Source organism: Streptomyces sp. NPDC111507, from assembly GCF_055638955.1.
In genome coordinates this window covers 777,265-790,230 of record NZ_JBVKBU010000001.1, presented here as the reverse complement: position 1 = coordinate 790,230, position 12,966 = coordinate 777,265, and the positions used below count along the sequence as shown (strand labels likewise).

Below are 12,966 nucleotides of genomic sequence, written 5' to 3'. Positions count from 1 at the left end.
CAGACTGCACAGTCCGAACTGGACAGTCTAGACTGAAGGTTCTAGCGTGGGGGCATGGACGACAGCAGGGACGGCACCGAAGGCGCGGACGCCACTGAGGCCTCGAGCGGCACCCCAAGGGCCGCTGACGCTGATGACGGCCTCGGCGCCGACGGGATCTCCGGCTCCGCCGCCCGTGCCGCGCGGGATCTGCGGGTCGCCTTCAACCGGCTGCGGCGGCGGATCCGGGAGGTCGCCGAGACGGAGGGGGAGGCGCAGGACCTCACGCCTTCCCAGGTGTCCGCGCTCACGCTGGTGAGCAAGAGCGGCGCCGCGACGGCCAGTGGACTGGCGGCCGCCGAGGGGGTGCGCCCGCAGTCGATGGCCGCCACGCTCGCCGCGCTCGACCAGTACGGGCTGATCGCGCGCAACCCCGACCCCGGGGACGGCCGGCGGCAGCTCGTCACGCTCACCGACGCGGGGCGCGAGCGCATCGAGGGCACCCGGCAGGCCCGTGCGGAGTGGCTGGCCCGGGCCTTCGAGGACCGCTGCACGGAGGCCGAGCGGCAGACCGTCATCGAGGCCATGGCCGTACTGGACCGGCTCACCCGGCCGTGATGCCCAAGATATCCGGACCCGCTCGCTCCGACCGGCCCTCGCGCCCCCGCCCCGCGGACTCCTTCGACCGTCGGCTGATCGCCCCGATGGTCCTCGGATCCGTACTGAACCCCATCAACTCCGCCATGATCGCGGTGGCGTTGGTGCCGATCGGGGCCGCGCTCGGGGCACCGCCCGCGCAGACGGCCTGGCTGGTCACGGGGCTCTACCTGGCCACCGCCGTGGGGCAGCCCGTCATCGGACGGCTCGTGGACACCTACGGACCCCGTCGCCTCTATCTCATCGGGACGGCGCTCGTGGGGATCGCCGGGCTGCTCGGCGCCCTCGCTCCGAGCCTCGGCGCGCTGGTCGCGGCCCGGGTGCTGCTCGGAGTCGGCACCTCCGCCGCGTACCCCGCCTCGATGAGCCTCACCCGCAGTGAGGCCGAGCGCACCGGGCGGGACAGCCCGGCCGGAGTACTGACCGCGCTCGCCGTCTCCGCCCAGACCGTCTCCGTCGTCGGCCCCACCCTGGGCGGACTGCTGATCGGCGTGGGCGGCTGGCGCACCATCTTCCTCGTCAACGTGCCGCTCTCGGTGGCCTGTCTGGTCCTCGGTGTGCTGCGGCTGCCGAAGAGCCCGGGCGGGCGGCGGGAGAGGCGCAGCGTCGATCCGCTCGGCATGGCGCTGTTCGCCGGCCTGCTCGCCGCCCTCATGTTCTTCCTGATGAAACCTCGGGCCGACCACTGGTGGCTGCTCGTCCTCGCCGTCGGTGCGGCAACGGCCTTCGCCCTGCGGGAGGTTCGCGTCGCGGAGCCGTTCATCGATCTGCGGGTGCTCGGCGGCAACGTCCCCATGCTCGCGACCTTCCTGCGTCAATTCCTCAGCTTCACGACGGCGTACGCGTTCCTGTACGGCTTCACACAGTGGCTGGAGGAGGGGCGGGAGCTGTCCGCCGCCACCGCCGGACTCGTCCTGCTGCCCCTGTCGCTCAGCGCGCTGGCCGTCTCCGCCGTCACCGGGCGCCGCGAGGCGATCCGGGGCAAGCTCGTCGTGGGCAGTCTGGTCCAGATCGCCGGGTGTGCCGCGCTGTTGGGCGCGAACTCCGGCAGTGCGGTCTGGCTGCTCGGCGCCGTCGGGATCGTCATGGGCATCCCGCAGGGCCTCAACGGCCTCGCCAACCAGAACGCCCTCTACCGGCAGGCCGACCCCGCCCGGATGGGCTCCGCGGCCGGACTCCTGCGCACCTTCATGTACCTCGGCGCGATGGTCGCCTCAGCCGCCGACGCGGCCGTCTTCCCCCATGGCGCCGACACCGGGGGCCTGCACGACCTGGCCCTCTTCATGCTCGCCGGAGCCACGCTGCTCCTGGCGGTGACCCTGCTCGACCGATCCCTGCGCACCCTCGCGCCCTCCACCCCCCGAAAGGCCTGACCATGGCTGTCACCACGCTCGACCCGAAGACCGCGCTCGTCGTCATCGACCTGCAGAACGGCATCGCCGGGAACCCGGGCCTCGCCCCGCACCCGGCCGCCGAGGTCGTGGAGCGGGCGGCCCGGCTCGCGGACGCGTTCCGCGAGCAGAGCCTCCCCGTCGTCCTCGTCCGGGTCACCGCCGCCGCCGACGGCGCGGACGGCGTCCCCGGGCGCATCGACGGCCCCGCCCGCGCCCCCCGTGTCTGGCCGGAGGGCTGGGACGTCCTCGTCGACGAGCTCGCCGGTCACCCGGAGGACATCGTCGTCACCAAGCGGAACTGGGGCGCGTTCTACGGCACCGACCTCGACCTGCAGCTGCGTCGCCGCGGGATCACCCAGATCGTGCTGGTCGGCATCGCCACCAGCATCGGCGTCGAGTCCAGCGCCCGCGCCGCCCACGAGCACGGCTACCACGTCACCCTGGGCACCGACGCGATGTCCGACCTCGACGCCGAGACCCACCGCAACAGCGTCGAGCGGATCTTCCCGCGTCTCGGTGAGACGGGCACGACGGACGAGATCCTGGAAGTGCTGGCCAAGACCCACGCCTGAGCCGCGCGCCGGGTGAACCACGGTCGGGGTGAACCGTGGTCGGGGTGAGCCGTAACCGGGCTCAGTGGCGGCGGTTGCCCGCCGGCTCCTCCAACTCCCGCACCAGCCCCCGCGCCACCGGCACGGCCACCCCGTGCCGGTCCGCGGCCCGCAGCAACGCGCCGCCGATCGCGTCCAGTTCGAGCGGACGGCCCGCCTCGGCGTCGCGCTGCATGGAGGACTTGGTGTCCGGCGGGAAGGCGTCGTAGCGGGCGAGGGCCACGGCCAGGTCCGCCGGGCCGCCGCACGCCCCGCTGACGGCGGCCGTCTCCGCCACCAGGGCCGTCAACTCCTCGCGATGGCGCGTACGGACCTCGCCCAGCGGCACCCCGTAACGGGTCGTCAGCAGCGCGAACGGCGCGAGGAACGACATCTTCGCCCACAGCGTCGCCGCCTCGTCGTCCCGTACACGGATGGTCGGGCCGGCCGCCGCCAACACCCCGGCGAGCGCGTCCAGTCGGCCGCGCGGCACGCTCTCGCCGGTCAGGTCGATCTCGGCGAAGGGGCTGCCGTGTTCGATGACCCCGGGTGTGGTCCGGGTCGACTCGACGCGGATGACGGCGGGGGCGACACGGGTGGCGCCGTAGCGGGCGCGCAGCGTCGCGGGGTGTTCGACACCGTTCAGGAACGGGACCAGCAGGCCGTCGCCGAGCACCTCCGGCCGTACCCGCTCCAGGGCCGCGTCCAGCGCCGTGTGCTTGACGGCGATCAGGCAGGCGTCGACCGGTTCGCGCAGTTCGGTGTCGGCCTCCACGGCCGCCGTGAAGTCCCCGAACCGGCCGCTGCGGACGCGGATGCCGTCCGTGCGCAGCGCCCGCGCCGTCTCGTCCCCGGCCAGACAGATCACCCGGTGTCCGGCCCGCGCCACCAGCGCCGCCAGCAGTCCGCCGACGCCGCCCGGGCCCAGTACCGCCACGGTGGAGCGTTCCTCGGCCCGTTCCTTCGACTGGTCCATCGACTGGTCCTTGGTCATGGCTGTTCGATCCTCTCGTCGGTCGGCCCCGGAAGGTGGCCGCCTCGACGTAGATCATCCCGCTACGGCAACGGAATCGACGCCCCGGGTTCCCACAGGTATGCGCGAGACTGGACGCATGTGCCGCAGCATCAAGACACTCCGCCCGCCCGTGCTCCCCGAAGAGGCCACCGAGGAGGAGATCAGGGCCGCCGCCCTCCAGTACGTCCGCAAGGTGTCCGGCTTCCGCGCCCCGGCCGCCCACAACCGTGAGGTGTTCGACCGCGCGGTCGAGGCGATCGCCGCCGCCACCGCCGAACTGCTGGACGGCCTGGAGGTACGCGGGGCCGTTCAGCCCCAGCGCGCCGGATAGTCCCCCCGCGCGCTCCTCAGGGCAAGCCGCAGGTCAGGCGCTGGTGCCTGACTCCTGGGGTTCGGGACGGCGCATCAGGTACGCCGCGCCCGCCCCCGCGCCGAACAGCGCCAGGAACGACACCCCGGTCGCGAACCAGCTCGCGCCCAGCCACTGGCCGCCGAAGTAGCCGAGGGCGACGCTGTAGGCGGCCCAGGCCAGGCCCGCCACGATCGACCACGGCAGGAACTCGCGGACCCGGCGGTGGGCCGCGCCCGCGCCGAGTGAGACGACCGAGCGTCCGGCGGGCGCGAAGCGGGCGAGGACGACCAGCGCGCCCCGGGCGCCGCCGCCGCGCGCGAGGACCGCGCCGAGACGTTCCTGCGCGCGGGACAGCCGGCGCGAGCGGGCTATGGCCCGGTCCAGGCGTTCGCCGCCGCGCCACGCCAGCCGGTAGGCCACCAGGTCACCGAGGACCGAGGCGGTGGCCGCGGAGAGGATGAGCGCCATGATGTTGGGCACCGCCTGCCCGACGGCTGCCCCCGCGGAGCCCGCCGCCGCTGCCGTGGCCGCCGTGATGACGAGGACGCCGCTCGGCAGGACCGGCAGGAAGACGTCCAGCAGGACCGAGACGGCCACCGCCGCGTAGATCCATGGGCTGCCCGTCAGCGGCCCCACACTCTCCAACACCGAAACTCCCCTGTACTCCCCCGTTGGCACGACCTCGCCGCTACGTCGCGGGGGAGCGGCAGGCGGCCTGTGACAGCCATACAGCGTACGCGGCGGGTGTGACAGGAGGGTCACTGGGGGTTCATGCGCTCCTCACGGCGGGAGCGAGTAGGGGAGGGGTGACGTCAGGGCGGGGACGAGTGTCGGAGGGGTGGGACAACGATGGTGGCAGGGATGATCGCCGGCGCCCTGGCGTCGGCCGTACTGACGGTGGGCGGCGGCGCGGGAGCGGACGGCTACCGGATGACGACGGACGCGCGGTTCGCGCCGCCCGGCGCCTTCCTCCCGTCGGCCGCACTGACGTACGACATGCAGGTCGTTCCGGCGGCCGGCGGGATCGAGGCGAGCCGGCTGATGGACGAGCGGGGCGCGACGACCGTACGGCTGCGGGTGACCGGAGTGAAGGCGGGCCACACGTTCGGGGCGCGGGTGCACGCGAGGTCCCGGCACGGCTGGGGCTTTAGGCAGGGCGGGGCCGGTTCGGTCGTGCTCTACGACGGGCCGGGCGCGGGAGGTGCGCGGCTGGCGTGCTTCACCGTCCCGTTCGGCCGGGTCGCCGGGACCGCCTGAGCGAGGGCGGATCGCGGTGACGGCCCGGGCCAGGGCGGTACGGGACGGCGCCCACCTCCGGGTGAGGGAGGTGGGCGCCGTCACGAGTGGCGGCCGGGTCAGGCCGCGACGGGCTCCGAGGCCCGCTCGTCCGCACGGGACGCGGCCGTGCGCCCGGCGAAGAGCCGGTCGAGGCCGAGCGCGCCGGAGCCGGTGAAGACCAGCAGCAGCATGGCCCAGCAGAACAGCACGGAGAGCTCGCCGCCGTTCTGGATCGGCCACAGGGCCGACGACTGGTGCACGTCGAAGTACGCGTACGCCATCGAGCCCGACGCGATGAGCGCCGCGCCGCGGGTGCCGAGGCCCAGCAGCACCAGGGCGCCGCCGACGAGCTGGATCACGGCCGCGTACCAGCCCGGCCAGGTGCCGGACGGGATGGAGCCGCCGCCGGTGCCGGCCGCGCCGCCGAGGACACCGAAGAGCGAGGCGGCGCCGTGCACGGCGAAGAGCAGGCCTATGACGATGCGGAACAGGCCGATGGCGTACGGCTGAGCGTTGTTGAGGCGGTCGGTCATGTGGGGGACTCCTTCGGTCTGGTCCGGTCCGTGGGGGAACCGGATCCTGGGGGCGGAACCGAGTGAGTCACCAAGGTTAGGTGAACCTAATCAATGCTTGCAAGTTCAACATTTAGCCACGGGCCGGGTTCCGCTCGGGCTTCTGTCTCCGCTGTCGCCGCACGTAGCGCGGCCCGCGCCACCGCGTCGGCGTCCGAAAGTGTGACCGAATCCACACCCGGCCGGGCCCCGGCCGCGGTCACCCAGTGCACGCCCTCCGTGGGTACCCCGAAGGCGAACCGCCGCGTGTGCGCGTGACCTTGACGGTCCCTCAGACGGTAGGGGCGCGGTGTCACGTCCAGTCCTCCGGTTTCGTAACCGTCGCTCGTGTGCGGACGACACCCGCCCGTGCTCAGCAGCCGGGTGAGCAGCAAGTCGCCCGTCCGCCTGAGGTCCGGTTCCGGCAGCCGCGCCTCTATCAGCGTCGTCGCGCGCACGGTCGAGCCCGGCACGTCGGGGGAGTGCGCGACCCACGCCCCGTCCTCGGCCCGCACCTCCAGCCGGGGGCCCACAACGTCCAGGACGCCCGCCTCGATCAGCGCGGCCATCTCCTCGACGCGGCGGCGGGGCGGCCCGATGGAGAGGAAGGCGTTGAGCGGTGTGTACCAGCGGTCCAGGTGGTCGCGCCGCGAGCCGCCCGGCAGGCCCCCGTGGTCCACGATCCGCCGCACCTCGTTGCGCAGGTCGCGCAGTACGTCCAGGGCGGCCTTCAGGGGACCGTCGACGTTCCCGAGCGCGGCCTGCTCGGCGTCCTCGCGCAGATGCGCCAGCAGCCAGGAGCGCCAGGCGCCGCGCGTGGCGAAGTCGCGGCCGGCGTACGGGCGTGAAACGCGGTCCCAGCACCAACGCTCGCCCTCCGGGACACCGAACTCGTCGAGGACGTGGGCCTCTTGAGGGCTTCGGTGCGGGGCGGCGAGGAAACGGTCCCTGAACTCCAGCAGCCTCGTACGCTCCCACCGCCCGGCGCACACCCCCTCGTAGTAGACCGTCTCCACCTCCTTCGCGATCAGCGGCCATATCTCGCCCAGGAAGTCCGGAGCCTCACCGGAGTCGGCGCGCTTGCGGAAGCCGGCGATGACCTCGTCGGTGAGGACGAGCGGGAGGTGGCGGCCGTAGGGGCCTTTCGCGTTGTCGCCGCGGGCCTGGTACGGGACACCGCGGCGCGAGCCCGCGTACAGCCGGGGCTCGCGGCCGGAGGGGAGGTAGCGCAGGCCCTCGGCGGTGCGGGTGAAGCGGCCGCCGCGGCCCGTCGTGAGCAGGGCCATGTGGTCGAAGAAGTTGAGACCGAGGCCGCGCAGCAGGACCGGTTCGCCGGGAGCGGGTGCGGCGGCGGAGAGGTCGACGTCCGCCGGGTTGGCGGGCGGGATGTGGCGCAGGCCGTGCCGTTCGGCGTACGCCGTGAGGTCGCGTTGGGCGCGGTCCGGGGCCGCCGGCAGATGGCCCTGGGCGAGGACGACCGCGGACAGCTCCGGCAGTGTGCGCCCGTTGTCGAGGGTGAGGGTCTGGCGGCCGTCGGGGTCGTCGTCGAGCCGTACCGCGCGCGCCGGGTGCACCTCGACGCGCACGCCGGGCGGCGCTGCGCGCACCACCTCGCCGAACACCCACTCCAGGTAGCGGCCGTAGTGCGCGCGGGTCGGGTAGTCGTCCGGGCCCAGCTCGCCGCCCGCCCAGGTGTGCATGCTCGGCCCGGGGCGGACCGGGCCCGAGCAGTCCACGCTGTCGTCGGTGAAGAGGGTGACCTGCGAGGCCACGGTGTTCATCAGCAGATGGGGCGACTGTGCGGTGCGCCAGACGCGGCCGGGGCCGGGTGGCGACGGGTCGACCATGTGGACCGTCAGCCGTGCTCCGGGCGGGAGCAGTTCCGGCGCGGAGGCGCACAGGCGTTCAAGGACGCTGGTGCCCCGTGGTCCCGCGCCGACGACGGCGAGGGACACATCGACGGCAGGGGTGGTCCCGGACGGCGCGGCGCTCACTGCAGACAAAGGTGTGACTCCCGGGCATGGAGGGCGCATGACGGCGAACCGCCTGCTGGGAGCTCCACGGGAAGGCCTCCTGGAAGCGGACGGTCCGCCTCATCATGCCGTCGGCGAGAACCCGAACCGAGCCCCGGGCGGGGCGATCGCCGCCCGCTGTGGGATGCGTCACGGGTACCTCACGCGGCCCTCACGCACCTCTCGCATGGCTATCACGCTTGCTTCACAAGCGCGTTGGGAACGACAGAGGAGGGCAGGAGACGACAGAAGGCAGCCGTGGACGACAGCGCATGACCGCGCACGACCGTGGACGTTCACGAACCGATCTCGGACTCCATGACCGTCCGCAGCCGGGCGGCGCCCCCGCCCTTCCCCGCCCGCGCCTGCTCCAGCCGCAGCCGGGCCGAACGTCCGTGCAGGGTCAGGGTCATGAGCTGGTTGCTGAACCAAGGGCCGCCGGTCTTGCGCCAGTCGACGGGCGGCCGGTCGCACTTGCCGTGCCGGGCGAACCGGCGCCCGATCGCCCGGCCGACCGCGCTCCACCCGAAGCGGAAGCCGAGCCGTATGGACAGGGGGATGGAGTTGTGGACGGGAGAGCAGGTCAGCTGGAGGACACGGGCGTCGGGGGAGCGGGGGGAGTCGGGCGTCCCAGGGGTCCCGGAAGGCCACCGGGGCTCGGCGACGTAGGCGTGGTGGACGTCTCCGGACAGCACGGACACCGTCGCCGGGGCGTCCGGTCCGCAACCGGCCTCGGCGATCAGCTGCGTGAGCGCGGCGAAGGACGCGGGGAAGGCCGCCCAGTGTTCGAGGTCGGCCCGGCGGCGCAGCTTCTCCCCGAACCGGGCCCAGCGCGCGCCCCGTTCGCCCCGGCACAGGGCGGCGTTCCAGGTCTCGGCGTCGTGCACGAGGTGGGGGAGCAGCCAGGGCAGTGAGGTGCCGATCAGGAGGTGGTCGCAGGAGCCCGGCGCGTCCAGTGCCTGCTCGCGCAGCCACCGCTCCTCGCCCGCGTCCAGCATCGCCCGCTGGTCCTCGGCCAGCACGCGGGCCGCCCGGGTGTCCACCATCAGCAGCCGTACGCGGCCGAAGTCGCGGCGATAGCTCCAGCGGACGGAGGCCGGGTCGGCGTCGGACTGGGCGGCGAAGGCGCTCAGCACGTCGGTGCCGTCGGGGGTCTCGCGGACGGCGGCGTACAGGGCGTCCTCGGCGAGTTCGCGCGGTGAGAGGTTGCCGAGGTGCTGGTGGACCCAGTACGACATCAGGCCGCTCAGCAGCCGCTCGCGCCACCACGCCGTGGCCCGCATGTCGGCGAGCCAGGAGGCGCTGGTGTTCCAGTCGTCGATGACGTCGTGGTCGTCGAAGATCATGCAGCTCGGCACGGTCGACAGTAGCCAGCGCACTTCCGGGTCGAGCCAGGATTCGTAGTAGAGGCGGGTGTACTCCTCGTAGTCCGCTACCTGGTCGCCCGGGGGGTCCGCGAGGTTGCGGCGGGCGGCGAGCCAGCGCTGGGTGGCCTTCGAGGTCTCGTCGGCGTACACCTGGTCGCCCAACAGGAGCAGGACGTCCGGCTGTTCGCTCCCAGGCTCGCCCGCGATACGGGCCGCCAGCGTGTCCAGCGCGTCGGGTCCGACCGGGTCCTTCTCGTCGGCGGGCGGCGCGGCCCAGCGGCAGGAGCCGAAGGTGACGCGGACGGCGTCCTCCTCGCCCCGGGTGCGGACGACGGAGGGCGGGAAGGGGGAGTTGGGCAGCGGCCAGACTCCGACGCCGTCCAGCAGCACCTCGTAGGTGGTGTCCGTGCCCGGGGTCAGACCGCTCACCGGCACCAACGCGTAGTGGTGCCCGGCGACTTGGAAGGTGCGGGCCGAGCCGCGGGCGCCGTCGGCGCAGCGCACCTCGGCGGTGCACGGACGGCTCGCCTCGACCCAGAAGGTCGCGGACGAGCCGTCGACGTACCTCAGCAGCGGTCCCAGGCGCAGCTCCGCCAAGGTGATCACCCCTCTCCGTCGCCCCGTACGGTACGGAACGACGGAGATGAGCGGGGAGGTTCCGGGAACTGCGCCGGTTTCCGTGGGGGGAGGGGACCGGCGGTGAGCCGTGGGGGGATCGGTGCGGGGATCAGCAGCCGCTGAGGACCGAGCTGAGCTTGCTCTTCTCCGCCGAGTCGACCTTGAGGTTGTAGTAGTACTTCACCTGGACCCAGGCGCGGACGTAGGTGCAGGCGTAGGAGCTGAGCGGGGGCATCCACTCGGCCGGGTCCTGGTCGCTCTTCTGCTGGTTCACGTTGTCCGTGACGGCGATGAGCTGCGGACGGGTCACGTCGTTGGCGAAGGCCTGGCGCTGGGCGGTGGTCCAGGCGCTGGCGCCGGAGTCCCAGGCCTCGGCGAGCGGGACGAGGTGGTCGATGTCCAGGTCGGAGGCGGCGGTCCAGGTGGCGCCGTCGTAGACCGAGTACCAGGTGCCGCTGGTGGCGGTGCAGGCGGAGTTGGTGACGACGTTCGAACCGTCGCGCTTGAGGACGTACTCACGGGTGTTGCAGGTGCCGCTGATGGTGATCCAGGTCGGGAACAGGTCCCGGCTGTAGCCGGTGCGGTTCTCCGTCGCCACGGTGAGCGAGGCGAGGTAGGTGCGCGCGGTGGCGGCGCTGACCGGGGTGGGGAGTGCGGCGGAGGCGGTCGGGCCGTTGAAAATCCCGACCATGGCTATCAGGCCGGTGAAGGCTGCGAGTATGCTCAGCCGTCGACGCGCGTAGACCTTTGGCATGCGAACTCCCTTGAAGTGGGGGGACGTTGGGGCGAGCGGGCCCATGCTCGCGGTGGCGCGTTTCCGGAAGGTGTGAGGCAGGTAAGAAGCTAGTGACGTGTGCATGACATGCCAAGGGGTTCGGGGTAATCGGTTTCTGCGGATCGGGGAAGGCGGACTCCGGAGGTGCGGCGGTGTGGCCGGTCCGAGGGGCTCGGGACCTTCGGCCCTGTCCGGCCCGTTTCGTCATCCCGTACGATGGGTGGCGCAGAAGGGGAGTAGCTCTTCGCCGGACCGTCGACATACTGCTCAGCTCGTCTGAGCCGGCGCCCGGAGGCAGACCGTCACGGTCGGCCAGCGAGACCTTCGGCAGAGCAGTGCACTGTCCGCGCGTACGTCCTCGTGCGGGCGCCCATGTGTGCTGCCGTGCCGAGGTGTCGCGCAGCAGTCACAGCACTCTCGGTGGGGCAGCCCCGACCGATTGAGGGATTTTGATCAGCATCACCGTGATGGCGCTCGTCTTCGGCGTCGTCTTCCTCGCCGAACTGCCGGACAAGACCGCGCTCGCCGGGCTCGTCCTCGGCACCCGCTATCGCGCCTCGTACGTCTTCGTGGGCGTCGCCGCCGCCTTCGCCGTGCACGTCGTGCTCGCCGTCGCCGCGGGCAGTGTGCTGACCCTGCTGCCGCAGCAGATCGTGCACGCGATCACGGGTGTGCTGTTCCTCGCCGGTGCCGCCGTGCTGCTCCTGAAGAAGGGCGAGGACGAGGAGGAGATCCGCGATCCCGCGAACCAGAGCTTCTGGAAGGTCTCGGGGGCGGGCTTCATGCTCATCCTGGTCGCCGAGTTCGGTGATCTCACGCAGATCATGACGGCGAACCTCGCGGCCCGGTACGACGACCCGCTCTCGGTCGGCCTCGGTGCGGTGCTGGCGCTCTGGGCGGTGGCCGGACTCGGCATCGTCGGCGGCAAGGCCCTGATGAAGCGGGTTCCGCTGGAGCTCATCACCAAGGTCGCGGCCATGCTGATGCTGGCGCTGGGCGTCTGGAGTCTGTACGAGGCGGTGGCGGCCTGAGCCACTGGTGCCCCGCTCGTCGGGGCGTCGGTCGGGGCGTCGTCGAAGGGTCCGGCGCTCGTCCCGGTCGGAGGTGGTGGCGCCGGTCGCTCTCGTTTTGTATCGTAGAGAAACAAAGTGGCTCCCGCCCGCACTCCCTGACCGGCGGGCGGGGCCGCCTTGTCCCCCCGGGGGACCCGGTGCTGATCCAATGGACGCCCCCGGCCCCTTCCCCCATGCTCTGGAGCCTGCCGATGACGGCCACCACCGTTCTGACCGCCCGCGCCCTCCTGCTCGACATGGACGGCACTCTCGTCAACTCGGACGCCGTGGTCGAGCGCTGCTGGCGCCGCTGGGCCGAGCGGCACGGGCTGGACGGGGGCGAGGTCATGAAGGTCGTCCACGGGCGGCAGGGGTACGCGTCGATGGCGGTGCTGCTGCCGAACCGGCCCATGGAGCAGAACTACGCCGACAACGCGCGCATGCTCGCCGAGGAGACCGCGGACATGGACGGGGTCGTCGCGATTCCGGGTGCCGCGGAGTTTCTTGCCTCGCTGGACGGGGTGCCGCATGCCCTTGTCACTTCCGCGGACGTGGGGCTGTCCACGGCGCGGATGGCTGCCGCCGGGCTGGGGCTGCCGGATGTGCGGGTCACCGCGGAGTCCGTCGGTGCGAGCAAGCCTGATCCGGAGGGTTTTCTGAAGGGTGCTGCCGAGTTGGGTGTGGCGCCTGAGGAGTGTGTTGTCTTCGAGGATTCGGGGGCCGGGATTTCCGCTGGGCGGGGGGCCGGGATGCGGGTGGTCGGGGTGGGGCCCCGGGCCGGCTTTCATCGGCCGGATGTCGTGGTGCGGGATCTGACGCAGGTGCGGGTGGAGGTTGGCGGGGGCGGGACGATACGCCTGCACATCGCCTGACACCGGGTTTCCTCGCCCTATCCCCAGGGGCTCCGCCCCCAGCCCCCCATCGGCCTGAACGGCTTCGTCCTCAAACACCGGACAGCCTGAAAGACACGCGCCAGCACCCTCAAGGGACGCGGGGACCTACGCGCCCAGCCCCTACCAGGCCGCAGCCGAAGAACTCCGGGCGGCCGGAGGATGCGGGGCGAAGCCCCCGCCTCAGGGGCGCGGGGAACTGCGCGATCAGCCCCCACCGGGCCGCAGCCGAAGAACTCCGGGCGGCCGGGGGGATGCGGGGCGAAGCCCCCGCCTCAGGGGCGCGGGGAACTGCGCGATCAGCCCCCGCCGGGCCGCAGTCGAAGGACTCCGGGCGGCTGGGGGGTGCGGGGTGAAGCCCCGTCTTGGGGGCGCGGGGAACTGCGCGATCAGCCCCCGCCGGGCCGCAGTCGAAGGACTCCGGGCGGCTGGGGGG

At 72.7% G+C, this 12,966-nt stretch carries 13 protein-coding genes; 7 read left to right on the top strand and 6 right to left on the bottom strand.

What is annotated here, in order from left to right; translation table 11 throughout:
- Positions 1-54: 54 nt before the first annotated feature.
- The 3 genes from ACZ7M2_RS03550 to ACZ7M2_RS03540 are packed head-to-tail and all read left to right on the top strand — an operon-like array spanning position 55 to position 2,602.
- On the top strand, positions 55-597 hold the full coding sequence (locus ACZ7M2_RS03550) for a MarR family winged helix-turn-helix transcriptional regulator (protein WP_471593957.1): 543 nt from the start codon (positions 55-57) through the stop codon (positions 595-597).
- Complete coding sequence (locus ACZ7M2_RS03545) at positions 597-2,009, top strand: MFS transporter (RefSeq protein WP_471593956.1); 1,413 nt, start codon at positions 597-599, stop codon at positions 2,007-2,009. Before ACZ7M2_RS03550 ends, ACZ7M2_RS03545 begins: the two co-directional genes overlap by 1 nt.
- A 2-nt stretch (positions 2,010-2,011) precedes the next feature.
- Positions 2,012-2,602: a hydrolase gene (locus ACZ7M2_RS03540; RefSeq protein WP_471593955.1), complete on the top strand. Its 591-nt coding sequence runs from the start codon at positions 2,012-2,014 to the stop codon at positions 2,600-2,602.
- A 61-nt stretch (positions 2,603-2,663) separates the two neighbouring features.
- Here the strand turns inward: ACZ7M2_RS03540 and ACZ7M2_RS03535 are convergent, their stop codons facing one another.
- Entirely contained in the window at positions 2,664-3,614 is a 951-nt protein-coding gene (locus ACZ7M2_RS03535; RefSeq protein WP_471593954.1) for a ketopantoate reductase family protein, read from the bottom strand.
- Positions 3,615-3,732: 118 nt separating this feature from the next.
- On the opposite strand from ACZ7M2_RS03535, the gene ACZ7M2_RS03530 reads away from it, so the two are divergent.
- Positions 3,733-3,966 carry a DUF2277 domain-containing protein gene (locus ACZ7M2_RS03530; protein ID WP_471593953.1) on the top strand — a complete coding sequence of 78 codons (234 nt, stop codon included), beginning with the start codon at positions 3,733-3,735 and terminating at the stop codon, positions 3,964-3,966.
- A 33-nt stretch (positions 3,967-3,999) separates the two neighbouring features.
- On the opposite strand, the gene ACZ7M2_RS03525 is transcribed toward ACZ7M2_RS03530, so the two are convergent.
- Complete coding sequence (locus ACZ7M2_RS03525; protein WP_471593952.1) at positions 4,000-4,635, bottom strand: DedA family protein; 636 nt, start codon at positions 4,633-4,635, stop codon at positions 4,000-4,002.
- Positions 4,636-4,848: 213 nt separating this feature from the next.
- On the opposite strand from ACZ7M2_RS03525, the gene ACZ7M2_RS03520 reads away from it, so the two are divergent.
- A complete protein-coding gene (locus ACZ7M2_RS03520) occupies positions 4,849-5,244 on the top strand; it encodes a superoxide dismutase family protein (protein ID WP_471593951.1) in 396 nt (131 codons plus the stop codon).
- 98 nt (positions 5,245-5,342) lie between these two features.
- Here the strand turns inward: ACZ7M2_RS03520 and ACZ7M2_RS03515 are convergent, their stop codons facing one another.
- The 4 genes from ACZ7M2_RS03515 to ACZ7M2_RS03500 all read right to left on the bottom strand — a co-directional run bounded on the left by ACZ7M2_RS03515 (position 5,343) and on the right by ACZ7M2_RS03500 (position 10,567).
- On the bottom strand, positions 5,343-5,798 hold the full coding sequence (locus ACZ7M2_RS03515; protein WP_471593950.1) for a DoxX family protein: 456 nt from the start codon (positions 5,796-5,798) through the stop codon (positions 5,343-5,345).
- Positions 5,799-5,884: 86 nt separating this feature from the next.
- Complete coding sequence (locus tag ACZ7M2_RS03510; protein ID WP_471593949.1) at positions 5,885-7,849, bottom strand: FAD/NAD(P)-binding protein; 1,965 nt, start codon at positions 7,847-7,849, stop codon at positions 5,885-5,887.
- A gap of 275 nt (positions 7,850-8,124) precedes the next feature.
- Positions 8,125-9,792: an alkaline phosphatase D family protein gene (locus ACZ7M2_RS03505; RefSeq protein ID WP_471594511.1), complete on the bottom strand. Its 1,668-nt coding sequence runs from the start codon at positions 9,790-9,792 to the stop codon at positions 8,125-8,127.
- 130 nt (positions 9,793-9,922) lie between these two features.
- The gene (locus tag ACZ7M2_RS03500) at positions 9,923-10,567 is read right to left on the bottom strand and encodes an HNH endonuclease family protein (RefSeq protein WP_054230969.1); all 645 of its coding nucleotides are present in this window, start codon (positions 10,565-10,567) and stop codon (positions 9,923-9,925) included.
- A gap of 470 nt (positions 10,568-11,037) precedes the next feature.
- On the opposite strand from ACZ7M2_RS03500, the gene ACZ7M2_RS03495 reads away from it, so the two are divergent.
- Positions 11,038-11,619: a TMEM165/GDT1 family protein gene (locus tag ACZ7M2_RS03495; RefSeq protein WP_352045691.1), complete on the top strand. Its 582-nt coding sequence runs from the start codon at positions 11,038-11,040 to the stop codon at positions 11,617-11,619.
- 233 nt (positions 11,620-11,852) lie between these two features.
- Positions 11,853-12,512 carry an HAD family hydrolase gene (locus ACZ7M2_RS03490; RefSeq protein ID WP_471593948.1) on the top strand — a complete coding sequence of 220 codons (660 nt, stop codon included), beginning with the start codon at positions 11,853-11,855 and terminating at the stop codon, positions 12,510-12,512.
- Positions 12,513-12,966 lie beyond the last annotated feature (454 nt).

Bases quoted from the DNA above. Each gene is read 5' to 3' on its own strand.
- ACZ7M2_RS03545 (WP_471593956.1), top strand. From the start codon at position 597: ATGCCCAAGATATCCGGACCCGCTCGCTCCGACCGGCCCTCGCGCCCC.
- ACZ7M2_RS03520 (WP_471593951.1), top strand. From the start codon at position 4,849: ATGATCGCCGGCGCCCTGGCGTCGGCCGTACTGACGGTGGGCGGCGGC.
- ACZ7M2_RS03550 (WP_471593957.1), top strand. From the start codon at position 55: ATGGACGACAGCAGGGACGGCACCGAAGGCGCGGACGCCACTGAGGCC.
- ACZ7M2_RS03535 (WP_471593954.1), bottom strand. From the start codon at position 3,614: ATGACCAAGGACCAGTCGATGGACCAGTCGAAGGAACGGGCCGAGGAA.
- ACZ7M2_RS03530 (WP_471593953.1), top strand. From the start codon at position 3,733: ATGTGCCGCAGCATCAAGACACTCCGCCCGCCCGTGCTCCCCGAAGAG.
- ACZ7M2_RS03510 (WP_471593949.1), bottom strand. From the start codon at position 7,849: ATGCGCCCTCCATGCCCGGGAGTCACACCTTTGTCTGCAGTGAGCGCC.
- ACZ7M2_RS03515 (WP_471593950.1), bottom strand. From the start codon at position 5,798: ATGACCGACCGCCTCAACAACGCTCAGCCGTACGCCATCGGCCTGTTC.
- ACZ7M2_RS03540 (WP_471593955.1), top strand. From the start codon at position 2,012: ATGGCTGTCACCACGCTCGACCCGAAGACCGCGCTCGTCGTCATCGAC.
- ACZ7M2_RS03500 (WP_054230969.1), bottom strand. From the start codon at position 10,567: ATGCCAAAGGTCTACGCGCGTCGACGGCTGAGCATACTCGCAGCCTTC.
- ACZ7M2_RS03490 (WP_471593948.1), top strand. From the start codon at position 11,853: ATGACGGCCACCACCGTTCTGACCGCCCGCGCCCTCCTGCTCGACATG.